The 26,741-nt window shown below is 33.5% G+C and carries 29 protein-coding genes; 15 read left to right on the top strand and 14 right to left on the bottom strand.

Going from position 1 to position 26,741, the window contains the following annotated elements:
• The first annotated feature begins 3 nt into the window (after nt 1-3).
• The 5 genes from JYK00_RS06380 (at nt 4) to JYK00_RS06360 (ending at nt 4,753) form a co-directional block, all read left to right on the top strand.
• The gene (locus JYK00_RS06380; RefSeq protein WP_207566090.1) at nt 4-741 is read left to right on the top strand and encodes a hypothetical protein; all 738 of its coding nucleotides are present in this window, start codon (nt 4-6) and stop codon (nt 739-741) included.
• Nucleotides 686-1,900: an IS21 family transposase gene (gene istA, locus JYK00_RS06375; protein WP_207566089.1), complete on the top strand. Its 1,215-nt coding sequence runs from the start codon at nt 686-688 to the stop codon at nt 1,898-1,900. The genes JYK00_RS06380 and istA overlap by 56 nt, the downstream gene beginning before the upstream one ends.
• Nucleotides 1,897-2,658 (top strand): IS21-like element helper ATPase IstB, encoded by a 762-nt coding sequence (gene istB / locus JYK00_RS06370; RefSeq protein ID WP_207566088.1) that lies wholly within the window; start codon nt 1,897-1,899, stop codon nt 2,656-2,658. The genes istA and istB overlap by 4 nt, the downstream gene beginning before the upstream one ends.
• Nucleotides 2,659-2,705: 47 nt before the next feature.
• On the top strand, nt 2,706-3,722 hold the full coding sequence (locus JYK00_RS06365; RefSeq protein WP_207566087.1) for a hypothetical protein: 1,017 nt from the start codon (nt 2,706-2,708) through the stop codon (nt 3,720-3,722).
• Nucleotides 3,723-3,901: 179 nt separating this feature from the next.
• A complete protein-coding gene (locus tag JYK00_RS06360) occupies nt 3,902-4,753 on the top strand; it encodes a DUF4438 domain-containing protein (RefSeq protein WP_207566086.1) in 852 nt (283 codons plus the stop codon).
• Between the two features lie 296 nt (nt 4,754-5,049).
• On the opposite strand, the gene JYK00_RS06355 is transcribed toward JYK00_RS06360, so the two are convergent.
• Nucleotides 5,050-5,283 carry a hypothetical protein gene (locus JYK00_RS06355; RefSeq protein ID WP_207566085.1) on the bottom strand — a complete coding sequence of 78 codons (234 nt, stop codon included), beginning with the start codon at nt 5,281-5,283 and terminating at the stop codon, nt 5,050-5,052.
• Nucleotides 5,284-5,306: 23 nt separating this feature from the next.
• Here JYK00_RS06355 and JYK00_RS06350 point away from each other — a divergent pair, with 23 nt between their 5' ends.
• From JYK00_RS06350 to JYK00_RS06315, 8 genes are all read left to right on the top strand, one after another.
• Nucleotides 5,307-5,903: a uracil-DNA glycosylase gene (locus JYK00_RS06350; RefSeq protein WP_207566084.1), complete on the top strand. Its 597-nt coding sequence runs from the start codon at nt 5,307-5,309 to the stop codon at nt 5,901-5,903.
• 4 nt (nt 5,904-5,907) lie between these two features.
• Nucleotides 5,908-6,411, top strand: coding sequence for a metal-dependent transcriptional regulator (locus JYK00_RS06345; RefSeq protein WP_207566083.1), 504 nt, complete (start codon nt 5,908-5,910; stop codon nt 6,409-6,411).
• Between the two features lie 5 nt (nt 6,412-6,416).
• Nucleotides 6,417-7,352: an NAD-dependent epimerase/dehydratase family protein gene (locus tag JYK00_RS06340; RefSeq protein ID WP_207566082.1), complete on the top strand. Its 936-nt coding sequence runs from the start codon at nt 6,417-6,419 to the stop codon at nt 7,350-7,352.
• Nucleotides 7,321-8,568 (top strand): replication-associated recombination protein A, encoded by a 1,248-nt coding sequence (locus tag JYK00_RS06335; protein ID WP_207566081.1) that lies wholly within the window; start codon nt 7,321-7,323, stop codon nt 8,566-8,568. The genes JYK00_RS06340 and JYK00_RS06335 overlap by 32 nt, the downstream gene beginning before the upstream one ends.
• A 173-nt stretch (nt 8,569-8,741) precedes the next feature.
• Complete coding sequence (locus JYK00_RS06330; protein ID WP_207566080.1) at nt 8,742-9,320, top strand: macro domain-containing protein; 579 nt, start codon at nt 8,742-8,744, stop codon at nt 9,318-9,320.
• Nucleotides 9,321-10,328: an ABC transporter permease gene (locus JYK00_RS06325; RefSeq protein WP_207566079.1), complete on the top strand. Its 1,008-nt coding sequence runs from the start codon at nt 9,321-9,323 to the stop codon at nt 10,326-10,328. It begins immediately after the preceding gene.
• Nucleotides 10,329-10,338: 10 nt separating this feature from the next.
• On the top strand, nt 10,339-11,211 hold the full coding sequence (locus JYK00_RS06320; RefSeq protein ID WP_207566078.1) for an ABC transporter ATP-binding protein: 873 nt from the start codon (nt 10,339-10,341) through the stop codon (nt 11,209-11,211).
• Between the two features lie 10 nt (nt 11,212-11,221).
• Complete coding sequence (locus JYK00_RS06315) at nt 11,222-12,313, top strand: ABC transporter permease (RefSeq protein WP_207566077.1); 1,092 nt, start codon at nt 11,222-11,224, stop codon at nt 12,311-12,313.
• Between the two features lie 95 nt (nt 12,314-12,408).
• Here the strand turns inward: JYK00_RS06315 and JYK00_RS06310 are convergent, their stop codons facing one another.
• Together JYK00_RS06310 and JYK00_RS06305 are read right to left on the bottom strand one after the other, a co-directional pair.
• Nucleotides 12,409-13,641, bottom strand: a complete 1,233-nt coding sequence (locus JYK00_RS06310; protein WP_207566076.1) for an aminopeptidase — start codon at nt 13,639-13,641, stop codon at nt 12,409-12,411.
• Nucleotides 13,642-13,682: 41 nt separating this feature from the next.
• Nucleotides 13,683-14,645 carry a potassium channel beta subunit family protein gene (locus tag JYK00_RS06305; protein WP_207566075.1) on the bottom strand — a complete coding sequence of 321 codons (963 nt, stop codon included), beginning with the start codon at nt 14,643-14,645 and terminating at the stop codon, nt 13,683-13,685.
• Between the two features lie 170 nt (nt 14,646-14,815).
• Here JYK00_RS06305 and JYK00_RS06300 point away from each other — a divergent pair, with 170 nt between their 5' ends.
• The gene (locus JYK00_RS06300; protein ID WP_228288129.1) at nt 14,816-16,192 is read left to right on the top strand and encodes an MATE family efflux transporter; all 1,377 of its coding nucleotides are present in this window, start codon (nt 14,816-14,818) and stop codon (nt 16,190-16,192) included.
• 18 nt (nt 16,193-16,210) lie between these two features.
• Nucleotides 16,211-17,932 carry a M3 family oligoendopeptidase gene (locus JYK00_RS06295; protein ID WP_207566074.1) on the top strand — a complete coding sequence of 574 codons (1,722 nt, stop codon included), beginning with the start codon at nt 16,211-16,213 and terminating at the stop codon, nt 17,930-17,932.
• Nucleotides 17,933-18,041: 109 nt separating this feature from the next.
• Here the strand turns inward: JYK00_RS06295 and JYK00_RS06290 are convergent, their stop codons facing one another.
• Genes JYK00_RS06290 through JYK00_RS06240 form a run of 11 tightly spaced genes read right to left on the bottom strand, consistent with a single transcriptional unit; the run spans nt 18,042 to nt 26,726 of the window.
• Nucleotides 18,042-19,670, bottom strand: coding sequence for a peptidyl-prolyl cis-trans isomerase (locus JYK00_RS06290; protein WP_207566073.1), 1,629 nt, complete (start codon nt 19,668-19,670; stop codon nt 18,042-18,044).
• The gene (gene lysS / locus JYK00_RS06285) at nt 19,667-21,175 is read right to left on the bottom strand and encodes a lysine--tRNA ligase (RefSeq protein WP_207566072.1); all 1,509 of its coding nucleotides are present in this window, start codon (nt 21,173-21,175) and stop codon (nt 19,667-19,669) included. The genes JYK00_RS06290 and lysS overlap by 4 nt, the downstream gene beginning before the upstream one ends.
• An 11-nt stretch (nt 21,176-21,186) precedes the next feature.
• Nucleotides 21,187-21,663, bottom strand: coding sequence for a transcription elongation factor GreA (greA, locus tag JYK00_RS06280; protein WP_207566071.1), 477 nt, complete (start codon nt 21,661-21,663; stop codon nt 21,187-21,189).
• 20 nt (nt 21,664-21,683) lie between these two features.
• Nucleotides 21,684-22,139, bottom strand: coding sequence for a transcriptional regulator NrdR (nrdR, locus tag JYK00_RS06275; RefSeq protein WP_207566070.1), 456 nt, complete (start codon nt 22,137-22,139; stop codon nt 21,684-21,686).
• Between the two features lie 17 nt (nt 22,140-22,156).
• Nucleotides 22,157-23,065 (bottom strand): DNA-binding protein WhiA, encoded by a 909-nt coding sequence (gene whiA, locus JYK00_RS06270; protein ID WP_207566069.1) that lies wholly within the window; start codon nt 23,063-23,065, stop codon nt 22,157-22,159.
• Between the two features lies 1 nt (nt 23,066).
• A complete protein-coding gene (locus JYK00_RS06265) occupies nt 23,067-24,014 on the bottom strand; it encodes a gluconeogenesis factor YvcK family protein (RefSeq protein ID WP_207566068.1) in 948 nt (315 codons plus the stop codon).
• Nucleotide 24,015: 1 nt separating this feature from the next.
• A complete protein-coding gene (rapZ, locus tag JYK00_RS06260) occupies nt 24,016-24,855 on the bottom strand; it encodes an RNase adapter RapZ (protein WP_207566067.1) in 840 nt (279 codons plus the stop codon).
• A complete protein-coding gene (gene murI, locus JYK00_RS06255; protein ID WP_207566066.1) occupies nt 24,812-25,615 on the bottom strand; it encodes a glutamate racemase in 804 nt (267 codons plus the stop codon). The genes rapZ and murI overlap by 44 nt, the downstream gene beginning before the upstream one ends.
• A complete protein-coding gene (locus JYK00_RS06250; RefSeq protein ID WP_407701716.1) occupies nt 25,596-25,868 on the bottom strand; it encodes a cell division protein ZapA in 273 nt (90 codons plus the stop codon). The genes murI and JYK00_RS06250 overlap by 20 nt, the downstream gene beginning before the upstream one ends.
• Complete coding sequence (locus JYK00_RS06245; protein WP_207566064.1) at nt 25,852-26,106, bottom strand: hypothetical protein; 255 nt, start codon at nt 26,104-26,106, stop codon at nt 25,852-25,854. The genes JYK00_RS06250 and JYK00_RS06245 overlap by 17 nt, the downstream gene beginning before the upstream one ends.
• A gap of 5 nt (nt 26,107-26,111) precedes the next feature.
• Nucleotides 26,112-26,726 carry a site-2 protease family protein gene (locus JYK00_RS06240; RefSeq protein WP_207566063.1) on the bottom strand — a complete coding sequence of 205 codons (615 nt, stop codon included), beginning with the start codon at nt 26,724-26,726 and terminating at the stop codon, nt 26,112-26,114.
• Between the last annotated feature and the right edge of the window lie 15 nt (nt 26,727-26,741).

Below are 26,741 nucleotides of genomic sequence, written 5' to 3'. Positions count from 1 at the left end.
AAAATGAAGAAAATTCCAGAAGGTTTGAAAGCTGTTTTCAAATATGGAGCCTTTTCTCTTCCAGTTGTGAATTATTTTCTTGAAAACCCCAGCTCGAATATCTGGTGCTCTTTCTCTCTTGTGCTCAAATACGTATGGAAAGGTGATTTCAACAAAGCACTCCGTGAAATAGACAGATGTCTGAGAAAGTGCAATTCTAATACGGTCAGGTATCTACTTCTTGCAAATAAGCTGTTTTTTTCGAAAAGTGTCGGAAATGTAGATACACAGCTTTATAGATACCTTAAGAGAGAGCTTCCTAAAATGTCGAAGCGAGCAAGAAACAGTGTAGTTAACATTTTAATAAACATCGAAGCGAGTGGGTTGGAGCCGGCGAGAAACGTTCGGTTGTGGGGGAACAGGTGTGAACTCGACGATGCAACACTTGCGTTTTTACATCTCGCGCAGGCGCGAAAGTATGTAAATCCGGGAAAATTGTCCGCCACAGTACACCATTACATACAAGCGTACAGATTGTCCAGAACCATCCCTCACCCATCTGGAATCGTTAGTTCTCTCAACGATCTTGCATGGGATATAAAAGATGTTGTAAATGGTAAAATACAGATGGACAAAAAGAGGAAAATAAAAATGCACAAAAATGTACATAAATGGTATCCTTCCTTTGGGAGGAGGGATACCAAAGATGGAGAAAATCAAACAACATTTGCAAATGTTAAGGGGGATGAATTTGAAACCTAACTTTTCTGAACTGGCAAGGATATATGGGATAGATAGAAGAACTGTAAAGAAGTATTGGGAAGGTTATCAGGGAAAGCCTAAAACCAGAAACAAACCCAGTAAGCTGGATAAATATTTTGGAAAGATAGCAATGTTAATGTCAATTAAAGGAATTACAATTAGAGCGGCATATGAAAGATTGAGAGATGAAGAAGGAGATGTAATTGGGACATATTCGAACTTTAGGAAATATGTAAAAAGGAAGGGGTTGAGAGCTGAGAAAAAATCTAAAGGATACCCGAGGTTTGAAACTTTACCTGGTATTCAAGCTCAAGTAGATTGGAAAGAAAATATGAGATTACATTCAAAAAGTGGTGAAGAATTTGTAGTAAATGTATTTAATTACAAATTGGGATATTCAAGATACTGTTACTTTGAATACAGACAAAGCAAAACACAACAAGATATTTTTGAATGTTTAATCAACGCATTTAAAGCTACAGGTGGTGTTCCTCAAGAAATACTATTCGACAATATGAAATCTGTTGTAGATATTACCGAAAACGGTAGAAAAATAAACAACAAGATGAAAGCTTTTGCGAAAGATTTTGGGTTTAAAATTAAATTATGTAAGCCAAAGCACTCATATACCAAAGGGAAAGTAGAATCAGCAAATAAATTTTTAAATTGGTTATTAGCATATAATTACGCTTTTGAAAGTGAGGAAGAATTAAAGGATATAATCAGAAGGATAAATAAAAAAGTCAACACACGAATAAATCAAGCAACTAATGTTCCACCACTGTTGTTGTTTCAAAAAGAAAAGGAGTATTTATTCCCACTACCAAAAAGACATATCATTGAATCATATGTAGATTATTCTGTCAAAGTTAAAGTCCAAAAAGATTCATTGATATACTACAAAGGGAATAAATACTCCGTTCCACCAGAATACATAGGAAAAATAGTTAATTTAAAAATCAATGAGAACTACATCTATGTGTATTATATCACAGAGTTAATAGCAGTACACGAAATAACAGGTAAAAAAATTAATTATCTTAATAACCATTATATGGCATTAATGAGAAAGCATATAAAAAGCGGCGAAGAATTAAAAGAAGTATGTGAGAATAATTTAAAAAATCTGGATAAATTCTTGCAGGAGGGAAATGTATGAATGTTTATATAAAATTACAAAACAATCTGGAAGAATTGAATCTGGTAAATATGAAAAATAATCTGGATAAATATATAACCCTTATAAATAATGAAGAAAAAAGCATAGTAGAAGCATTATATGAATTAAGTGAATTAGAGTTAAAAGCAAAGAGAAAAAGAGCTATTGCTTCAATGGTAAAAGTTGCTAATTTTCCTTTTTTGAAAGGAATAGAAGATTTTGACTTTGATTTTCAACCTGGAATAAATAAACAACAAATCTTAGATTTAAAAAGCTTAAGATTTGTGGAAAATAATGAAAATATATTATTTGTAGGTACACCAGGAGTTGGTAAAACGCATCTTGCTGTTTCATTGGGAATTGAATGTGCAAAACATAGATACTCAACATATTTTATACATTTTCAAGAATTAATAGCTCAATTGAAAAAGGCTTTAAAAGAAAATAGATTAGAAGTAAGACTAAAACACTTCGCAAAATACAAAGTATTAATAATAGATGAAATAGGATATTTACCAATAGATAAAGATGGTGCAAATATATTCTTCCAGTTAATCTCAAAAAGATATGAAAAACATTCAACGATAATAACAACCAATACACCGTTTTCAGAGTGGAGTGAAATATTTGGATCCCCTGTCCTGGCTCAAGCAATCCTGGATAGACTACTGCATCATTCCCACGTAATATCAATTAAAGGTGAATCATATAGATTAAAGGAAAAACTCGAATTTTTCTCTAATTCTTCTAAGCAATAATACTTTTTTTGTCCATTATTATTTTCCCTTTTTTATGCATTTTTATCTTGACTTTTACAGATGTCCACCAACTCTGGGCTTATTCCATTTCCCAAAAAGCAGTGTACTGGCTTGGATACTACCGGGAGACACCGGGTAATCTGTTCGGCTCCCTTGATACTCTGTTCGCGATTGAAATAGATCTTCTGTTTCTTTTTTCTATATCACGTACTGCAAAAGTCATCACAACCTTATCTGGACCGGAAAGGTATTTTAAACTTTTTGAAAAAGCCAAAAAAATGATAACAGATTACAGGGTTTCATCATATGAAAACACAGAAGAACTTAGAAAATACCTCAGAAAGGTTTTGAAATCTTACCGAGGAAAAAACGTCAGTATGAAAGGAATATGCGATATACTTACAGGAAAAACCAAGAAAGTGCGAGGAAATACGTTGAAAAAGATAATAATGAAAAAAGTAGTAGACATTGAAGTACCATCCCCAATCTACAACGAGCTGATAAAAACGGAACTTGAAGAAAAATTTGATAAATCAGTAAGAAAGTTAGAAAACCTGCCTCACTTTGAAAGAAAGCTACTTTTTATATCAACGTACATGGCGCAAGTTGGAAGAGAAAAGTTCTATCTGTCAAGAAAGGATAAATTCAAAACAGCGTACGAACTGCTCAAAAATGTTGAAGAATTTGGAAAATACATGTCAAAGAGATATGAAACAAAGGAATTTGTGGTAGAGATGGTTGAGGCTCATCCATACGTGGAAGGGCGGAAGGCGGTGGTGAGAAAAGCGATAGATAGGATGGAAATAAAGAGACTGAGGGAATTTGTCCAGAGATACATAGAACTTGACGAACACGACAGGAATTTAATGGACAGGTTTTTGAGAAATTACGGGCGGTATGATAGTGTAAGGTTTGGTATAAGGGTGAAAGGACCAGAGCCGGTAAGTGTTTTTGCAAAAAAGTACAGACTCAAGATCCAGCCTACGCTTCTGGCATACTGGTGCGAAGACGATAAAAGGGTGAAGCGGAGACTGGAAAGGATTTTAAAGGAACTAAATATTTGATATTTTTTAAAATATTAGATATAATTCTCTTGGAATTTATCTATACCAACAAAACTTTCATCCATAAGATTAATCATTGTAACATTTGAATATTCAAACTCAACAACCAGAATTTTTTGATAATTAAACAATGAATAGTTATTTTTAAATAATAACCCTATTTAAGAAGGAGGAGAATTATGAGAACAAACAAAGAAAAAGTGGTAAAACTATCTATTCTTGTAGAAATTGCCCATCCTTTGGTACGCATACCTTCGCTTAATCATGAAGGAAAGCCTTATTACTTTCCAGGTGTTGGAGGAATAACATATAATTTTGGTCTCGGAGATAATGCCTTTGCAATGCACGGGGATCATATTGAACCAGATGTTTCTACCAAAAACAAAGATGGAAATTTCAATTCAACATGTATGACTTTAGCCTGTATAGGAAACGAAGCAACAGTTATTTCAGGAGAGGCTAAAGGGTTAAAAGGTTTTGTCATAGGAAAACACGGAGGAATCAACCATATTCTTGTCTATTTTCCAGAAAAGGAAAAATTAACAATAGGTGATCGAATTCAAATAAAGGCTTATGGTCAGGGACTTGAACTTCTTGATTACCCACAAGTAAAAGTTTATAATATTGATCCAGAATTATTTGAAAAGCTACCACTTGAAGAAAAAGAAGGAAAAATTCATATTCCAGTTACAGCAATTATCCCAGCACATTTAACAGGCTCTGGAATAGGTTCAACCAATCCTGCTGGAACAGACTATGATATAAATACACATGACATGGAAGAAATTAAGAAACATAATATAGACAAAATTAAAATAGGAGACCTTGTAGCCATTACAGATCATTTTAGCGGTTTTGGAGTGGGAGGATTTAAAAAAGGAGCGGTATCTATTGGTGTAGTAGTTCATTCTAACTGTATAAAAACAGGCCATGGCCCAGGAATAGTGGTAATTATGACTTCTCCAGAAAACACTATTGTACCTGTTTTAAGCGATAATGCAAACATCAAACAGTGGTTGGTAACTAAGTAATTTCTACAATGCAAAAAATGTCTTTCATTCTAACAAAGTGAGAATATTTCTCCTTTGTTGTTTTAGTTTGTGATAAACTTTCCAACTCAAGATTTCTCGTTGCTTGGTTTCTCAAAATAACAACCTCTTTTCCTGGCACGTCAGACAAACGTGGAAGGATATCATCCTGAGAAGTGCCATCGGCGAAAGATTTTTTTCCTTATTGTCATTCCAAGCGAAGCGAGGAATCTTATTTTTTTACTAACCTCGCCAACTCTCGCAAGATCTTTCGCACTTTGTGCTCAGGACAGGCCTTGCTAACCTCGCCAATATCGCCAACCCTCGCTAATTATAAGATTCCCACCTTTTAAGTCCGGAATGACAGGGATGGTTGGATTCCTTGCAAGATCCTCCGTCACTACGTTCCTCAGGACAAGCCTTACTAATCTTGCAAGTTCTGTATCCATTTGCCCGACATAGACCACAATATAATATAAATTGCAAAAACTAACAAAATATGGTATAATTTGCGTGTTAACAAAGTTAACCATGTTTAACCTCCGGAGGTATATTAATGAATAAAGAGGATTTAATGAACATAGTCAAAGAAAGAATTCAAAAGTGCCAGAAATGTATTTTATATCAAAATCGTACAAATACAGTTCCAGGAGAAGGAAACTTAGACACTCCTATTATGTTTGTTGGGGAAGGCCCAGGAGAAGAAGAAGACAACACAGGAAGGCCTTTCGTTGGGAAAGCGGGACAACTTCTTACAAAGATTCTTGAATCAGTTAATATTAAGAGAGAAGATGTTTATATTACTAATGTGGTAAAATGTAGACCGCCGGGAAATCGAACTCCTACAAAGGAAGAACAGAATAGCTGCGCACATTTTTTATACGCTCAAATTGAAATAATTAACCCCCGAATGATTGTAGCCCTCGGGAAAACTGCTGTTGATTTTTTTGCAGGAAAAAGCTTACCAATAACAAAGATAAGAGGAAATGAATTTGACTGGAAGGGTAACATAACAATCTTTCCTATGTTTCACCCCAGCTATTTATTAAGAAATCCTTCAAAAGCTAAAGGATCACCAAAAGATCTTACATGGCAGGACATTAAAAAGGTGAAAAAATATTACGATAGATTTCTTCTGGAAAATAGGGGTTGAGTAAATGCCTGAGAAAAAATTAACTCCAACATTAGAGAATTATCTGGTTGCTATATATGATTTTATTAAAAAAAATGATGTAGCAAGAGTTTCTGAAATAGCCAACAGAAAAAAGGTGAGTTATCCAAGTGTTACAACTGCGATTAAAAGACTCGCTGAGCTTGGATACGTTGAACACCGAAAATATGGCTTTATAAAACTCACGCGAAAAGGCTATAGACTTGCAGCTACAATAAAACGAGCTGAACTAAGAATAAAATATTTTTTCATTTACATAGTAGGTCTTGCAGAGCAAAAAGCTCAAAAAATTGCAGAACTTATGATATACGGCCTTGATCCTGAAACAAGAAAAGCGTTAAGACGTTTCTACGCAATTATGATCGATTTTGACGAATCCAAAGTGAAAAAATTAATGAAGTTTATAGAAGAACAAAGAAAAAAGGCGGGGCTGAAAAATGTCCCAAAAGAAGCATTAGATTTAAAATTAAGAATCTCAGAGGAGGATTGAGCGTAGTGGAAAGAGTCCTTGTAACAGGTGGCGCAGGATTCATAGGGTCACATTTAACAGACAGATTAATTGAACTTGGATACGAAGTTGTTGTGGTAGACAACCTATCTACGGGAAAAAAAGAAAATGTAAATCCAAAGGCACAACTTATAGTTGCAGATATACAAAAGCATGAAGAAATGGAAAAACTTTTTTCAAAAAACACCTTTTCCTATGTATTCCACTTAGCTGCGCAAGCGAGTGTTTCAATCTCAGTAAAAAATCCTGTATTTGATGCTAATGTTAATATAATCGGAAGTTTGAATTTGATTCAAAATTCAATAAAATATGGTGTAAAAAAGTTTATTTTCTCATCAACTGGTGGTGCAATATATGGGGAAAACGTTGAAATATTCCCCACACCAGAATCAGTATCCCCCAAACCAATTTCTCCTTACGGTATAGCCAAACTCTCAGTAGAAAATTATCTTAATTTTGCATCAAAAGAATTTGGATTGAATTTTACGATACTGCGTTACGGAAATGTTTACGGTCCAAGGCAGGATCCTTTCGGAGAAGCCGGAGTAATAGCAATATTTACCAGTAAAATGATTAAAAAAGAGGATGTAACAATAAACGGCGATGGTGAATATGTTAGAGATTACGTTTATGTTGGTGACGTTGTAAATGCTAATATTCGAGCAATAAAAAAGGGAGACAGAATGGTAATTAACATCGGAACATCAATTGGAACCACGGTGAATCAATTGTTTTCATATCTAAAAAAATTAACAAAGTATGAAAAAGAACCTATTTATGGACCTCCAAGAAAGGGAGACATAAGAAAGAGTTTGCTCTGTTATACAAAAGCCAAAGAAGAATTGAGATGGGAACCAAAAACAGATCTTGAAAAGGGGTTGAAGTTAACAGTTGATTGGTTTAAGCGAACGATTAAGGCCTAAGAATTTTGAAGAAATAGTTGGTCAAAAACACCTTTTTGGAAATAAAGCCATTTTAAGAGTGGCTATAGAGTCCGGGGAATTATTCCCCGCTATTTTTTATGGTCCGCCTGGATGTGGGAAAACAACGTCTCTGGAATTGATTAAAAAGTATACCGACTACGAAGTTTATCACCTTAACGGAGCCTTTACCACAGTTTCTGAGGTAAAAAAACTCATTGAATATGCTCGCTCTGTAAAAAATTACAAAAAAATTTTGATTTTCATGGATGAAATACACAGATTTAATAAAAAACAGCAAGATATATTTTTGCCTGGAATTGAAGAAGGAGATTACATTTTAATAGGTGCTACAACAGAAAATCCCTATAAAATGTTAAATGAAGCTCTTTTATCGAGGGCAATGGTGTTAGCATTCAAAAGGCTTTCAAATAGTGATATAAAAAAAATTTTAAACAAAGCAGTTGATTTAGAAAATATAGAATTAAATGAAAATGTAGAAGAATTCATTATAAATGTTTCTCATGGTGATGCTCGTTTTGCCATAAATCTTTACGAAGTTTTAAGCAATATAGCAAGGTCTCAGAATAAACGAAAGATTGATGAAGAAATTCTCCAGTTGTATACCGGAGAAGAAAAATTTTCGTATAAAAAAAGTGATCATTACAACTTAATATCAGCTTTCATAAAAAGTATAAGAGGCAGCGATCCTGATGCAGCACTTTATTATCTTTCAAGGATGCTTGTTGGAGGGGAAGATCCGAGATTTATTGCAAGAAGATTAATTATACTTGCAAGTGAGGATATTGGACTTGCAGATCCAACTGCTTTATTAGTTGCCACTTCCACTGCCTATGCTGTTGATTATGTTGGAATGCCAGAATGCGTTATAAATTTGTCAGAGTGTGTTATTTACTTAGCTCTTGCGCCAAAAAGCAATACATCGTACATAGCTATAAATAAAGCTATGGAAGTTGCCAGAAAAACTACAGATCTTAAAGTCCCACGACATCTATTAAATATTCCAGACAGTGGTTATCAATATCCACATGATTTTGGAGGCTTTGTAAAAACAAGGTACTTACCACCAGAGATTTTAAACGAGAAATTTTATATACCAAAACCCATTGGCAAAGAGAAAAAACTAAAAGAAATTTTAAATAGTTTATGGAAAGGAATCAAAAACTATAATTCTTCTTCTCAAAAAAAGGATGAATAACATTGCATTAAAAACTAAATACGAATCATAAATTATATCAACCCGAGTAAAACTTGACAATCAACTGAATTTATGATAAGTTATGAGCAATGTGCTTCATATAATGTTTGTAGTATTGTAAAAAACTAAAAAAGTTTTGTATATTTTAAAACAGACAAAGGGGGGACAAAATTATGAGCGTTCTTTTCAAAACAAAAATCAGTAACACTTTGATAGAAATAGTTAAAGGTGATATTACTATAGAAAAGACGGATGCTATTGTCAATGCAGCTAACTCACATTTGAAACATGGTGGAGGTGTTGCTGGAGCAATACTAAGAGCAGGCGGAAAATCAATCCAGCATGAAAGCGATGACTACATTAGAAAAAACGGACCTGTCCCACCTGGAAGTATAGTTGTTACAAACGCAGGCAATTTAAAAGCAAAATACATCATCCACGCTGTAGGACCAATATGGCACGGGGGAAACAGCGGAGAAGAGGAAATATTAAAAAAAGCTCTGTTTAATGTATTGAAAAAGGCGGTTGAATTGGAATTAAAGTCTATATCTATTCCTGCGATAAGCAGTGGAATATTCGGATTCCCAAAAGATAGATGCGCTGAAATCTTTGCAGAGGTCACCGAAGTTTTCTTAAATGAGTTTAACTGCTCCTTAGAATTAATAAGATATATCAATATAGATGAAATTACATCTTCTACTTTTAAAAAGGTATTTAGCAATAAATTTCCACCTTTTGAGGATGTGAAATAAATGAAAAGTTTCTTCGAATTAATGATAGCACTTTTTAAACAATCTTTTAGAAATCGTGCCGCATTTTTTATGAATATAATTTTTCCAGCCATATTTTTAATAATGTTTGGACTTGTTTTTAAAGATAACAATGTTGAAAAATATAAATACGCTTATTATTCTCAAAGCAATATACCTTTGAATGTTCAGGGAGAAAAATATGATGATAAAAACCTTTTAACGAAAAACATATCTAAATACGATATAGTAGCATTTATTGAAGACTCATCCATAACATTTTACATAAATTATAGAGATTTCAACACTGAATCCTGGATTAATTCTGTAAAGTTAGACGTAGAAAGATACTTGAATAATCAAAAACAGATTATAAGAATTGTAGATATCAAAAAGACTCTTCCCACTATGCCTTCACAACTTGCATTTATTTTTACTGGAACTCTTGCCATATCTATTCTTTCATCGGGAATGTTCAGTTCAATAACAATTTTTTCTGATTATAAAAGGCATGGATTATTCAAAAGACTTAAAGTTCTTCCGCTCTCGCCACTAAAATTTGTACTGGATTTTTCTTTTTCTCAATTTTTCATCAGTTTTATTTCTGTAATATCTATAAGGTTAATTGCTTTACTAATGTTTTCTGATTTAAACATAAAAATCAATGTCATCTATTTTCTAATAGCAGTTTTTTCTACAACATTTGGAATGATTTCACTTGGAATTGTACTTACATTACTATTTGGAAAAGCCTCAAGTCTTGTTGGACAATTTTTATACACTGTTTTTTTCTTCTTTTCTGGCATTTATTTTCCTATTTCTTTTTTGCCTGACTTTCTTGAGAAATTAAGTTATTTTATGCCTGTTAAATATGTTGTTGAAATGATAAGATTTTCTGCCGGGTTGGGAAGTTTATCATCTAAAATGTTTTTAATATATGCTCTGTTCTTTACAGGAATAGGTCTATTTTTTGTAACCTGGGCTGGTTATTTTGTATTTCACGAAGAATAGGGGGAAAAGTATGATATTAGCTGTTAAAAATCTTAAAAAATATTATGGAGATTTAAAAGCGGTGAATAATATTTCCTTTGAAGTAAAAAGAGGAACTGTTTTCTCTTTACTTGGTCCAAATGGCGCTGGAAAAACAACTACCGTCGAAATTTTAGAAGGGCTAAGAAAAAAAACTGGCGGAGAAATTTACTATTTTGGTGAAAAAGTTAATGACATTACTAAAAGTATAAAAGAAAAGATAGGAGTGGCTTTACAAAAGACAGAACTATTCAAAGAACTAACTGTATTGGAAACCGTAAAACTTTTCAGGAGTTTTTATCAAAAAGGATTCACTCCAAAAGAGATTGTCGATATGGTTGGGCTAAACGAAAAAGCAAAAAGCAGAGTAAAAAACCTATCTGGAGGTCAACTTCAAAGACTTGTTTTAGGTTTAGCGTTTGTAAACGACCCAGAGATAATTTTTCTTGATGAACCCACTACAGGCCTTGATCCACAATCAAGAAGACACATATGGGAAATTATCCAGGCTTTCAAAAAAAGTGGAAAAACAATATTCTTAACCACTCATTACATGGAAGAAGCTGAAAGACTCGCCGATATGGTATGCATAATCGATAATGGAAAAATCGTCGCCTCTGGTTCACCAGATGAATTAATCAAATCTTCAGGTTTGAAATCAATTATAGAATTTCAAGCTGATAACATCAGCACAACACACTTCCCAAATTGTAAGAAACTTGGCGACAAATTTTTCTTTGAAACAACTAATGTTGCAGAGGATATTCAAAAATTGCTTGCCAATGGAATAGAAGATTTCATTGTAAGGCATCCAACTCTTGAAGATGTTTTTCTAAAACTAACAGGAAAAAAATTAAGAGATTGATGGTGATAATATGATAGGTGCCTTAATTAAAGAAGAACTTACAAGATCAAAAGAAGCGTTATTCTGGTTCGTTTTATTTCCGACACTTCTTACTGTAATCCTCTCTTCTATTTTCGGGAACATCGAAAAAAATTTAAATTTTAACGTAGGAATATTCGGAAATAGTAAAATAATAGACAAAATAACAGAAAACTTAAGTGACAGCAATCAATTCAACTTTATTCAACTAAATGAAAATTTCGAAGAAGCATTGTTAAGCGGTAAAGTTGATGTTGTTATAAAAATTCCAGATAATTTTGATTCTCAATTTCAACGTTCTCTTATTCTCTCAAAAACGAATCTTTTTAAACCAATAAGAGTAGAGTTAGTTTATATACCTGAAAAAGACGAATCTAAAATAACAAAAGACGTCATTTCACAAATTTTAACTACTATGGACATAGAATATTTCAAAGTTTCCAGTAGCTGGAAAGAGGCAAAAGTAAGGTATGTTGAAAAAACTTCTACATTTAACTATTATGAATATTTGTTCCCCGCAGTAATAGTTATGTCTATAATGTCTGTCGTATTTTTTGGATATACCCCGGGCATATCTTTCTTGAAAAAAAGGGGAGTGCTTAAAAGATTCGCCGTTACCCCTTACTCCTTAAACAAATTCTATCTCTCATATACCATAATTGCTGTAATTCAGGTATTCTCTGGCTTGATATTGCTGTATATAGTTGAAGCTTCAGTTTACAAAGTAAATGTATTTAACCACTTTCAAAACACAATATTTTATTCTTTATTTGGAATAATCGTATTTTTGGCTTTAGGATATATGATGGCTGTTCTATTTAAAAATCCGGAATCTACTGTCGTTCTTGGAAATATACTTTTTCAAGTTTTTATGTTCATGGGAGGGTTTTATTTCAACGTAAAAAATTCGTCTCCTATTATTTCTTTTATATCCTCTGTTATTCCATCCACTTATATAGTTGATGCACTTAGAATCCCGTATGGATACTCTGTGTACAAAAACCATATTTTAGTTCCTTCACTGTGGTTGTTATTCTCTATATTAATAATATTTCTAAAAAGGAACAAAATAAACGATCTATAAAAACACTAAAACTATTACAATTATTATTCTTATCAAATTTTGCATTTACAAAAAAATCTGCCCCGATAAACGGGGCAGATTTTGTAATTAGAAAATTAAATTACCCATAAACCATTTTCCATTATTACCGTAGGAGCATCATCTTTATAGCCAGTTACTCTCATATTTTCGTTTCCTATCATAAAATCAACATGTGTAATACTAATATTCAGACCTCTTTTTCTTAATTCTTCTTCAGAAAATCTTTCAGAATTTTTTAAACACGTTGGATATGCTCTTCCAAAAGCAAAGTGAGATGCAGCGTTTTCATCAAATAATGTGTTGTAAAAAACTGTGTTCATTTTATATATAGGAGAATTGACAGGAACCAGTGCAACTTCGCCAAGATATGAGGCCCCTTCATCAGTCTCTAAAATCGTTTTTAAAATTTTCTCCCCTTTTTCAGCTTTGAATCTTACAACTTTTCCATCTTTAAATTCAAGTTCAAAGTTATCAATTACATTTCCAGCATACACAAGAGGCTTGCTGTTTTTTACAACACCGTTAATTAAGTCACGATGGGGAGCAGTAAAAACTTCCTCTGTTGGAATGTTGGGTACAAAAACTATACCATCTTTATTTGTTTGAGCACCTGAAATCCACAGATGTTCCTCTGGAAGTCCTACAGTTAAGTCTGTACCTGGTCCCTCATAATGAAGATAATCAAACTGCATTTTATTTAAAAATTCAGTAACATTTTGTAACTTTTCTATATGTTGATACCATTCTTTTATAGGATCATCAATTCCTTCTACTCTCGAAGCTTTTAAAATATATTCCCATAATTTATCCAACGCTTTATTATCACCCGGAAACACTTTCTTCGCCCAGGCTTCTGTAGGATTCGCTATTACACACCAGCTTACCTCATTCGACATCACTCTTCTTGATACTTCTTTCATAGCATTGTTAATCGCTTTTGTTGCTATAGATATCCTTTCAGTTGGAACATCCTTTAATATATCAGGATCTCCTCCTGTAATACTTAAAAAAGCAGCCTTTTTATCAAGCATATCTTTTGCCGCATCGATCTCCCAGCTGTAAACTTCTTTTAAGGCTTCTTCAGGTGCTTTTTTCAAACGCTGCCGGGTAACTTTCTCATCAGACCATTTCACATACACATCATAAGCTCCTAAATCATAAGCCATTTCAACAATTTTTTCCACTAAAACTCTTGCATCAATTGGAGCCCTTACAAAAAGTCTCTGACCTTCCTGGAAATTAAGCCCTATTTTCAACAACAGTTCCACATATCTATCTATGTTGCTTGTGAAGTTTAAATTATCCATTAAAAATCCTCCTTTTACTCAATAAAATAACTAAAATTTCCTCATTCATCTTCCAGAATCTCTTTTATTTCATCAATAACATCCTGAGAAAGCTTTTCTTTTATTTCAATGGCCTTAAGATTTTCATGCAATTGCTCAATACTGGTAACTCCAAGAATTACACTGCTCACATTAGGATTTAATAAACACCAGGCAAGAGCAAGCTGGGAAAGTTTTGCATCAAGCTGATCAGCTATTTTTTGAAGCTTTCTAAGTTTCTCAAACACCTTTTCTCCCAGCATTCCTTTTTCCTCTAAATGTTTTCTCAAATTCGGAAACTTTGCCAGTCTTGAATTTTCCGGTATACCATTGTTATATTTTCCTGTTAAAACACCAGAAGCAAGAGGACTCCATGTAGTAAGCCCCATCCCATACTTTTCATATATTGGGAGGTACTCTTTTTCCACTCGCTCTCTTACAAGCATATTATACTGTGGTTGCTCCACTACAGGATGAATACAGTTAAGCTTTTCACACACCTTATGGGCCTCTTCAAGTTCTTCTGCACTCCATTCTGACGTTCCCCAGTACAGAGCCAATCCATTTCTAACAATGTAATCCATGGCCATAACCGTTTCTTCAATAGGAACTTCTGGATCCGGCCTGTGGCAATAAACAATGTCAACATAATCAAGCTGAAGTCTTTTCAATGAAGCCCATATACCCTCTAACAAATGCTTCCTTGATAATCCTCTATCATTTGGACCGTTGCCACCCCAGAATATTTTTGTAGAAACTACTATGTCACTTCTCTTAAATTCTTTTAATATATCACCAAGCATTGCTTCTGCCATACCATTAGCATACGCTTCTGCTGTATCAAAAAAGTTTATTCCACTTTTGAAAGCTTCTCTTACTATCTCTTTTGCCCCGGCAATATCAAGTTGATTACCAAAGGTAATCCATGAACCAAGTGAAAGCTCGCTGATTTTTAAACCCCATTTACCTACTTTCCTGTAATTCATACTTACCACCTCCAATTTTGAATTATATCATAAAAATGGTAAAATTGTTAGTAATACGAATAAATATCAGTATGTGAAAGTTACCTATATGTAAAAAAATATTCTGAAAAAACAAATATAATTGACAATGAACATCAGAAAATTCATTAACCAAAAAGGAGGACTATTGTTTGGCTAAAGTAAATTCAAACAGAGTTGATATATTCAACCGGACTATTATTTCTTCGTTGTTTTTATTAGGCTGGCCAATGGTTGTATCAAATCTAATGCAAACTTTTTATAACGTAGTTGATGCATACTTTCTTGGAAAATTAGGAAAAATAGAATTTTCTGCCCCTACTGTTGTATGGCCCTTGCTATTTGTGTTTATATCTTTTTCTATAGGTTTTTCAAATGCTGGTGTAGCACTAGTAGCACAGTACACAGGAGCCAGAGATAAAGAAAATGCAAAACGAGCAGCTGGCCAGAGTCTTCTTGTAAGCTTTGTAATAGGGACAGGCATTTCTATTCTTGGAATAATTATCTCGAAACCTGTTATAACAGCCATTGTCGGGCCGAGAAGCTCTCAAATTGTCCCTTATGCTATAAGTTATTTCAGAATAATAATGTTCGGACTTCCTCTTGGATTTATATTTAATACTACAACCTCTATAGTTCGCGGATGGGGCGATTCAAAGTTCACAATGAAAATAATGTTTCTATCAACTGTTATTAATATTATACTTGATCCTATTTTCATATTTGGATTCTGGATTATACCAGGTTTTGGGGTAAGTGGAGCTGCCTGGGCTACAACTTTAGCTCGTGGTATTGCTGGAATTATTTCTGCATATCATCTTTTTGAAGGTACTCGAGGATTTAAAATACATTTTAAAGATTTATACCCAAAATGGTGGCTAATAAAAAAGGTATTAAGAATAGGATTTCCTGGCTCAGCCAGTATGAGTGTTACATCCTTAGGATTTACAATAATTATGCGATTTGTTTCAAGCTTTGGTCCCGCCGTCATTAGCGCTTATGGAGTGGGTAATAGAATAATAAGCATAATAACAATGATTTCATTTGGACTTGGGAGTGCGGTAACTACAATGATAGGTCAATTTTTAGGTGCAAAAGATGTGAAAAATGCTGAAAAAACTGTTAAGGTAGCTTTCCTGGTGAATTTTTCTATAGTCTTTTTTCTTAGTTCTCTAACATTTTTCTTTGGGGGATCGTTAACAAAATTTTTTATAAACGATCCAGAAGTTATAAAAGTTGGAAATATCTTTTTCAAATATGTCTCTTTCTCCCTTCCATTTTTCACTTCAATGACAGTTTTCACTAATACCCTCATAGGAGCTGGAAGAACCGAACAATCTATGATAATAGATATAACACGCTTATGGGGAATTCGTGTTCCATTAATCGGAATTATGTCAGCAAAGTACGGTTTTATTGGATTATTTTATGCAATGATTATTAGCAATATTCTGGCACTCATTCTTGCCTGGTTATTTGTACGTTTTGGAAACTGGAAGACTCCCGTAATTTCAAAATCACAACTCTGATTTTAAAGGAGGGAAATCATGGTATATACAAACGAAACTATCCAGAAAAAGCAAAGAAAGTTTTATCCATACATTAACTCAACTTCCCCGGAAGAGATAATTTCTGAATTAAAAAAACTCCTGGAATCTCCTATTAACTCCCCTGAAGATATAATTGAACTCGTTGAAAAATTTACCGAGATAAACGACATTGTCTCAGAAGAAATGGGATGGCGATATATTAAAATGACCTGCAATGCAGATAATAAAAAGTACATCAATGATTTTAACAACTATTTTGCAAATGTAGTTGCAAAATTAAAACCCTATACATTTAAATTCGAAAAAAAGATTCAAACGTCGGCACAAAAGGATCTTTTACCTGAAAAATATAAATTAATGATAGAGATAATATCTAATAATACAAAACTTTATAGAGAAGAAAATGTAAAATTGCAGGTAGAGGAAAGAAAACTTGCAAACAAATATGGAAGTATTTACGGAAGCATTACCGTTAAATTTAAAGGTGAAGAAAAAACACTGCAGCAACTTACCCCTTATTTAAAGGACCCTGACAGAAATATAAGAGAGGAAGCCTGGAAGAAAAGATACGAAGGTTTACTTTCGAAAAAGAAAGAACTTGATGAACTTTTTGACACTTTGAAAGAAATTCGCATAAAGCAGGCCAAAAATGCTGGATTTGACAATTATAGAGATTATATTCACAAACTAAAAGGTAGATTCGAGTATACCCCAGATGACCTTTTCAAATTCCATGAAGCAGTTGAAAAAAAGGTAGTTCCTTTTTCCATTGAAAGAATGCAAAGCAGAGCCCAAAAATTAAAAATCGATTCTGTAAAACCATGGGATACATCAGTTGATCCTGATGGCAGAGTTTTGAAACCGTTTCATAGTACAGAAGAATTCATAGTTAAAGCAATTAAAACCCTGGGAAAAGTAAATCAAACTTTCGGAAAAAGGCTTGAAATGATGAAAAACTCCGGACTACTTGATTTAGAAAACAGAAAAGGGAAAGCGCCTGGAGGTTACAACTATCCTCTTCCTGAAACAGGTGCTCCATTTATATTTATGAATGCAACCGGTCAAAGCGGCGACGTGAGAACTTTATTACATGAGTCTGGACATGCAATGCATACATTTGAAACAGTCAATATTCCTATCATGTATTACAGACCAATTAGAATGGAAATCGCCGAACTTGCATCAATGACCATGGAGCTTCTTACACTTCATTACTGGAACGAATATTACAATGATAATGAAGACTTCAGAAAAGCTATGATTGAAGAATTGGAAAATGCCTTATTATTTCTTCCATGGTGCATGACAGTTGATGCATTTCAACACTGGATTTATACAAATCCAGACCACACACCCGAAGAACGTGATAACTATTTCGGCACTTTAATGGATAAATTTAACAAAGGTGTTGACTGGAGTGGACTTGATGTTGAAAAGAAAACAAGATGGATGTTTCAGCTTCACATATTCCAGGCACCATTTTATTACATAGAATATGGTATGGCGCAACTCGGAGCTCTTGCTATTTATAAAAATTATGTTAAAGCTCCAGAAGCCACTGTAGAAAATTATATCCAATTTTTAAAATCAGGTTATAAAGTCCCTATTGACAAAATTTATGAAATTGCTGGTATTAAATTAGATTTTTCAGAAGAATATATAAGTGAAATAGTAGATTTTGCAAAAGATAGGCTCTCTGAATTAGAAAAAAGCAAGTGAAATTTTTTTAGAGCCCAACATTTCAAAACATATAAAAAAATATAAATAAAAGGCTCCAGTATCTGACACTGGAGCCTTAACTGTATAAATAGGCAATTTTATCTTCAAATTATTTGTTTTCAGTCGAAGTAGATGAGAGCATGGTATCAAGCTCTGAATAAGCCGAATCATAATCCATGTAATCTGGTGTTGCCTTTTGAAGCTTTTCAAGGTAAACTCTGGCTGTTGTAGCGTCTCCAAGCATTTTGTTTATTTCATAAAGGTTGTATAACACTTCTGCCTTCATGTCAAGAGTTGCGTCTGTAGCATTTGCTATTGTATTAAATCCATTGTAAAGATCTATAAAATCATTAACAACGTTTTGCATCATACCGTATTCAAGATACGGTTTTATACGAGAATAGAGCAATCCATAATAATTGTAAAGCACTTTTGTATTTTCTGGATGAATTTCTTTCATTTTTTTGGCAGCGTTAAATGAACTCGAGTATTCATTATAAACGTTCTCTATTACCTTTTTTGCATCTTTTTCTGCATCAAGCAATACCATATTAAAGTTGGGATCGTCTGTTATCTCAGTAGCAGAACGCATCTTATCCACAAGTGTTATAAATGCCGTCTGGATTTCAAGAGGTGTTTGGGTATTAACGCTTGTTCCATCAAAAACTGTTTCATACAACTGCTTATAAACATCTATTAAATCTTTCCCGGAAGTGTTAAGTACAAGATTCCATGTTTTGTATACTGGATCAGTGATGACAAAATCAATGTTATTTTCATTTCTAAAAGTTTCAATTTTACTATTGAATCTTTCTGTCTTAAGTTTATTCAGAATATCCTGATATCCACTGGAAAGAGAAAATTTTTCGAATGTATCAACAGTTTTAACATCTTTTACATTAAATACAAAAAAACTATTTCCTATAGGAACAGGACCCACCATTGTGTTTGTTCCACTAAATATACTTCTTTCATACTCTTCCGGCACAAATCCTCTCTTAAATTGCGCGATGTTTCTAACATCCACATTCATATTAGTTGCAGCTTGCTGAAATCCTATCATCATTGCATCTTGAATAAATTTTTGAGCACTCGCATCGCTGGTGAAATATACATAATCAACATTGGCGTTGTCATATTTTTGCACCAATGCCTCCTTATTTTCCTCATAGTATTTTTTTATCTCTTCTTCTGAAACACTGCCTATAGTCTCTTTTACCTTATTTACAGTAAGATATTTTTCCACATCAGGTTCGATTTGCTTTTCATAATTGCTAACGCTTCCATATTTCTGCTTTATGTATTCCACCAATTGTTTATTTTGATTAATCTGGTCAACCTGTTTTTTTAATTCTGCGTTAATCTCATCTTTTGAAGGGTGAATTTTGTTTGCTTCGCTATAATACAAAATTAGTTTTGTGTTTAAAAGATCATTTAAAACTGAGGTTTTTAACATAGGTTCTTCAAATATTGGATCAATATTGGAAATTTTATAATAAGATAACGCCTGATTATAAGAAGTTTCAACTTCCCATGGAAAAACCCAATAAGTCGAATTTTCAAGAGCAGTCCCATCTTTTGTTAAATAAGCAACTGCATCGTTGACAGTGTATTTAACATTTCCTTGCTTTCTTCCGTAAAAATAAGAAGTTAATGACCATAAAGCTATTCCCACTACAAACGCTATAGCAATTGCCCAGATAATAACTTCCCTTGTTTTCTCAAACCATCTTCTCATTCTTCTACTCCCCTTTCTACTTCCATTTCTTCCTCTTCAAAAGATACAGGCCTTACAAGTGGAAAAGCAATAACATCACGAATTGTTGGAGAATCTGTGAGCAACATTACAAGTCTATCTATACCTATTCCCAGACCACCAGTAGGTGGCATTCCATACTCAAGAGCCCTTACAAAATCTTTATCCATCATTTGTGCTTCTTCATCTCCTGCTTCACGAAGTTCCATTTGCTTTAAAAATCGCTCGTATTGATCAACAGGATCATTTAGCTCACTGAAAGCGTTGGCCATTTCCCGTCCATAAATGATCAATTCGAATCTTTCAGTTACACGGGGATCTTCTCTGTGTCGCTTTGCAAGTGGTGATATCTCAACAGGATGCTCTAAAAGAAACGTTGGTTGCACTACTTTGTCCTCAACAAGATCCCACAATTTTTCTATCATATGTCCTCTATCGTTAATCTCCACTTCTACCTCATGGAATTTTAGCGTTTCTAAAAGTTTTTCATTAGAATCTTCCAGTATATCAACGTCAAGGTGTTCCTTTATAAAGTCTCGCATTTTTACCCTTCTCCATGGCCTTGTAAAATCGATTTCTATACCCTGATAATTAACTTTTGTCGTTCCAAAAATCTTTTCTACTATAAACGTTATTAATTCTTCAGTAAGTTCCATCATATCGTTATAATCTGCATATGCCTGATACACCTCTATTGATGTAAATTCCGGGTGATGCTTATAAGATAGCCCCTCATTCCTAAAGTTTTTTCCTATCTCGTAAACTTTTTCAAAACCACCAACAATAAATCTTTTCAAATATAATTCAGTTGCTATTCTTAAGTACATCGGAATATCAAACACGTTCAAACGAGTTTCAAACGGTCTGGCAGATGCTCCTCCAGTAACATGCTCAAGGATTGGGGTTTCTACCTCTATAAACCCTTTTGAGTTGAGAAAATCCCTTATAAGTTTGATTACTTCAAACCGTATTTTAAATCGTTTAACTGTCTCATCATTAGCTATCATATCAACGTATCTCTGTCTGTATAGCAATTCTTTGTCTTTTATTCCATGCCATTTTTCTGGCATAGGTCTAAGTGGTTTGTTCAACAGCTCTATTTCTTTCACCAAAACTGTAATTTCACCAGTTTTGCTTTTAAAAACATTCCCCTTTATCCCTACAATATCACCTATGGAAATATATTTTTTGAAAAAGTCAAAAGTTCTTTCCTCTACCATGTCTTTTCTTATATAGGCCTGTATTCTACCTTCAAAATCTTTTAAATGAAAAAACGCGCTCTTTCCATGCTTTCTTAAAGACATAATTCTCCCGGCAATCGCAACAAATGATTTTTCATCTACCTGTCCGTTTTCTAATCGAGAAAAATTTTCTATAATATCTTTACTACTATGTGTTTTATTAAATTTGTAAGGATATGGATTTATCCCTGCTTTTCGAATCTCAGAAATCTCTTTAAGACGTTGTTCTTTAAACTCCTTAAGCAAAACTATCCCTCCTAAACCTGTATACCTATTATTTCATATTTAAAAGCTCCTTTTGGAGCCTTTATCTTAACTACTTCTCCCATTCTTTTTCCTACAAGCGCCCTTCCAAGTGGAGATTCAATACTTATTTTGTTATTAAAAACATCCGCCTCGTGAGGTGTAACCAATTGAATCTTTGTCTGCTCACTTGTATCCAGGTTTTTTATGATTACCCAATTACCTATGTTAACAGTATTTGTATCCAGGTCGGATATAACCTCTGCTTTTGACAACATATTTTCCAGTTCATTAATTCGAGCCGCTATTCTTCCCCGTTCATTTTTGGCTTCCTGATATTCTGAATTTTCAGAAAGATCCCCTAACTCTCTTGCTTCTTTTATTCTTTCAGCTATTTCAAACATAAGCTTTTCCTTTAATGTATCAAGTTCACGTCTTAATTTTTCATATCCTTCTTTAGTAAGAAAAATAGTATCTTTGCTTTTTGCCATATTAGCACCTCCTAAATCTTCTATTTTTGATTTTTTAATTCTTCAACAAGTTCAAGAAACTGATCAATTTCTCTAAAATCTTTATACACCGACGCAAATCTGACATAGGCAACTTCATCAAGAGCCTTAAGCTGTTCCATAACAAGCGTTCCTATTTCAGCAGTAGAAACTTCAAGGTTACCAGATTTCTGCAATTTGCTTATCACAGTATCCACTGCTTTTTCCATATTCTCTAAAGGAACAGGCCTTTTTTCACACGCTTTCATAACACCATTAAGTATTTTTTGCCTATTAAATTTTTCACGTCTTCCATCTTTTTTTACAACAAATACCGGCCCAGATTCGTATCTCTCGTACGTTGTAAACCTCGCTTTGCACTGAAGACACTCTCTTCTTCTTCGAATTGTAAAACCACTTGAATCTACTCGAGAATCTAATACCCTTGTTTCTTCATGTCCACAAAAAGGACATTTCACCATGCCACCTCACTATTCTATTTGTTATTTGTTAATTCTTTATGAATCTTAAAAATTTTTTTCAGCCTATTATACACCATAGTTTTTGTTAAAGGTGGATCAAAAAGCTGACCAAGTTCTGAAAGACTCAAATCTTCGTTATCGAGTCTTGCAAGAGCTATGTTTCTAAGTTCCTCTGGCAAAACTTCTATTCCAAAACGATTTATAATTTCACTAATTACCTCTATCTGCCTGGCATTACTTTCTCCTGTACGTTTCGCATTAGCAGACAAAAAATTTAGTGACCTATTAAAGTCACTCTTTATTTCTCGCGATTGAACTATCCTTTCCATTTTGTCCGCAGCTCTTTGAGCCCCCATAAAATATAACAACTCTATTATATCACGAGCTCGTTTAACATAATACCTGAAATTATAATTTAATTTAACTACCTTCCCAGAAATCCCTAAAAATTCATTAATTTTGATTTTCAATTTATTCAAAAGATCTTCATTATACGAAACTATCTCAAAATGATAACTCTTAGATGGATCAGTCAACGAACCACTCGCAACAAAGACTCCCCTTAAAAAACATGAAAATAAACCTACATCATTAAAAATATATTCTGGGAGATTCATTGGCGATATACGCAATTTTTCAAGAACCGATATGGGAATGAATATTTGAACCCTCTTTCTTTTAAGTTTATTTTTTATCATGGTAAGCTTTTTCTTATCAATTTCTATAATATTCATAAGATTCATGATTCTTCGAGCAGAAGGAATAAAACCTACTTCTATCTTCACAAACATCTCTACTGATGTTTTGGTTATTGTACCTTTTGCTTTTAAATAACCTATTATCTCACTTTTGGCTTCTTCTGTAGTCGAAATATCCAACTGGCAAATTTCTCCTTTAACATCTTCTGAAAAAGTGTACCTCATTTCAATATCTCCTCACATGTTCTAAAATGACCTTCGCAATTTTATCTGGATCGTGTCTCAATTTCAATCGTCCATCTACATCCTTAATTATATCGCACAAATCAGTAGCTATTACCCTTTGATCATTCATATCTATTTTAACCGGGATTGAATTCTCCTTTTCATAACTCTTTAAAATTTCTTCAGGTATTTTCGAAGAGCTAACAATAATAATGTCCATTTCTCTTTTAAGATACTTTTCCACTATTTTAACATGTTCTGAAAGAGTTAAGTTGTATGTTTCACTACTCTGAGTCATTAAATTTGCCACGAACACTATTTTTGCACGTTTGTTCTTTCTTACTGCTTCTCTAAAACCATTAACTATTATATTAGAAACTATACTGGTGTACAAACTTCCTGGACCAAAAACTATCACATCTGCGTTCTCGAGTGCATCTTTTGTATCTGGAAGAATAAAAACATCTGGTTTGTCAATATATATATTTACTATCTTTTTTCTTTTTTGATTCATTATCTCCTTTTCTCCCACAGAAATTGTTCCATCATCATAAACTGCAACTAACCTGATCAAAGATTCTGAAACTGGTAAAACTGTCCCTTCAATTGCTAAAACCTCAGAAGTTAATTCTATAGCCTTTGTAAAGCTACCGGTAATCTTTGACAATGCAGTAAGGATAATATTGCCAACTGTATGCCCAGAAAGGAACCCATTTGAAAATCTATAATTAAACAATTTTCCAAGAATCTCTTCATCTTTTGCCAGTGCGACTAAATTGTTTCTTATATCGCCTGGAGGTGGAACGGAATATTCTTCACGTATTATACCAGAACTTCCCCCTTCATCTGTAACTGTAACAACCGCTGTCAACTCTATCTCGCGAAATTGTTTAAGCCCTTTTAACAATGTAGAAATTCCCGTACCACCACCTACTGTCACTATTCTCATCCTATTTCACATCCCTGTGTTCGACCGTGACATTAAACTTTTCAGAAAATATTTCACCTAATTCTTCAGCAAAAAACACAGATCTATGCTGCCCCCCTGTGCACCCTATACCTACATTTATCTCCATTCTACCTTCGTTTTCATATTTCTGAACTGCAAATTTTACAAGCTCTCCCATCATTCTCAAATATTCTTTCACACCCTCTGTCATATACATAAACTCTTTTACTTCCTTATCTTTACCAGATTTATCTCTAAGACCATTAATATAAAAAGGATTTGGAAAAAAGCGAACATCGAAGATAAAATCAACATCCAGAGGTATTCCATACTTAAACCCAAAACTTACAAACCTAACAGAAAAAACCTGAGAAAATTTTTCCAAAAATGTTTTCAACTTCTCTCTAAGCTCATGTGGATTTAAAAAAGATGTATCTATAATTATGTCCGCCATTTCCTTTAACGGTGAAGTTCTTTCAATCTCATTTTCTACAGCTTTTTCCAGCGAATGGAATTCTTTTAAAAGCGGATGATTTCTTCGAGTATGTGCAAACCTATTCATTAAAACTTCTTTTTTTGCCATCAAAAAAATCACCTGAACTATGTTAGAATATTTCCTTTTCACTGTATTAACAACTTCTACTAATTTCTCTATGTATCCACTTCTTGCATCCATAACAAGCACAAGATTCTCTATATTAATAGACAAAGCCGGTAGTAGTTTATCAACTAATACCGGCGGAAAATTGTCTATACAGTAAAAGCCTAAATCTTCTAACAATCCCATGGCTGTTGATTTACCCGCTCCGGATAACCCGGTTAATATTACCAGCTTTTTCAAAAGTATACACCTTCTTTTCAATTTGTTTTACATCAAGATTATGAACCCTGTATGGTATTCTGAAATTTATACGTCTAAGTTTTCTTTCAAATTCTTTAGAACTTCCTGTAACATAAAAATCTACAAATGCTCTCTTTTCTTTTGACACACTTATATTATGTGAAAGTTCTTCAGCAGGATCTATTATTCTCACGTTGGGCAATACTCTTGAAATAATTCCTTTTAAAAATGGAAAATGTGTACAACCAAGGATCAATTCTTCTATATTCTTTTTCTTTAGCGGAGTTAAATAAAAATTCGCAACAGCTTCCACCATTCTTCCGTAAAAAATGCCTTCTTCTACAAGCGAAACAAAAAGCTGCGTAGCCTTTTGAAAAACCCTTTTTTCCAATTGCTCCAGTCTACTTTTATATGTTGCGCTTTGAACAGTTATATTTGTTCCTATAATTCCAACCATATCCGATTTAACGGCACATACTCCCGCCTCTATTATACTGTGATATTCTATTCCGGGATTTATATTTTTCTCTAAAATTATAGAATCGGTGGTGTTACATGCGGCAAATATTTTCGAAACTCCTTTTTGGTGAAGAAAACTCAATATTTCATATATATATCGTTCCAGAGTTTCTGTAGTTTTAATACCATATGGTGCTCTGTCAGTATCAGCAACATATATATAATGTGCTCCGTTTAAATATGCTAACTTCTTTAATACAGAAACGCCGCCAATGCCAGAATCAAAAAGACCTATCTTCAATAAAGTTTCCCCCTATCTTCTTTGAAACCTTATCACTAATAGACTTTATAATCTTATTGGTTCTCTCAACATATATATAATATTCTTCAGCAATATCACATAACATAGCCAATAATATCTCATCAGTTGACGAGATATCTCTATATTTTTCTTTTAATTCGGACACCTTTTTTTCGATGTAATTCAAAATTTCTTCACCACTGTCACTTTCAATTATAAACCTTTTTGAGCCAATATTAAGCGTTTTCTTCACCATTTATCTCCGATAATGCTCCTAACAGACTTTTCACTTTTCCCAGAAGATTATCCACGCTTTCTTCATTTGTTTTAATAAGCATCTCCAATTCATTTTTTTCCTGCTCAAGCTGATTGGCGCGCTCCAGAGCTGCATTTAATTCTTTCCATAAATCCTCGTTTTCTTTTTTTAATTCATCATATTTCTGAAGAAGCCTATCAACCAACCCCTCAAGTTCCCTTATTTTTTCGTTCATCTTGCTCACCCTCCATATATTATAAAATTTGTTAAGCTTTCAATAACATTTATAAAAGGACTCATAATTAGCGGTAATACCCATAATAATAGCAATCCTAATAAGAATAACACTCCATAAACTTCATACTTGATGTACCAGTCGATATATTTTTCCGGGAGAATTACACCTAAAATTCTCGAACCATCCAGCGGTGGAATAGGAAACAAAGACAACAGCGCATACGTCAAACTCCATTTTGCTGCTCTATAAAACGTAGAAAATAAATAGTAATTTTCCACTCTTTTTGCTATTATACCATAGACAATAAACGTTATTGCACCAAGAATTGGACCAAAAACTGAAATTATTAAAAGAGCCTTCCTTGGATTTTTTAATCGCATTGGAATAACCGGAACTGGCCTCGACCATCCAAAGTTAAACATTATAAACGCTATTGTACCAATAGGATCAAGATGCACCAGAGGGTTTAAAGAAAGCCTTCCTAACTTTTTGGGAGTATCATCTCCAAATCTTGTTATTATGTATGCTTTAAAGTACTCTCGTGGGTAAACTACCAGTATAACAGCTACAAAACCTATAGCCAAGTTTTCAAAAACTTTTCCAACTATGTTCACCATAATCCCCCTTGTATT

This window comes from Thermosipho ferrireducens, assembly GCF_017358165.1.
Taxonomy (GTDB): Bacteria; Thermotogota; Thermotogae; order Thermotogales; family Fervidobacteriaceae; genus Thermosipho_B; species Thermosipho_B ferrireducens.
The sequence above is the reverse complement of the archived record's forward strand: the minus strand, read 5'-3'. Positions and strand labels throughout refer to the sequence as shown.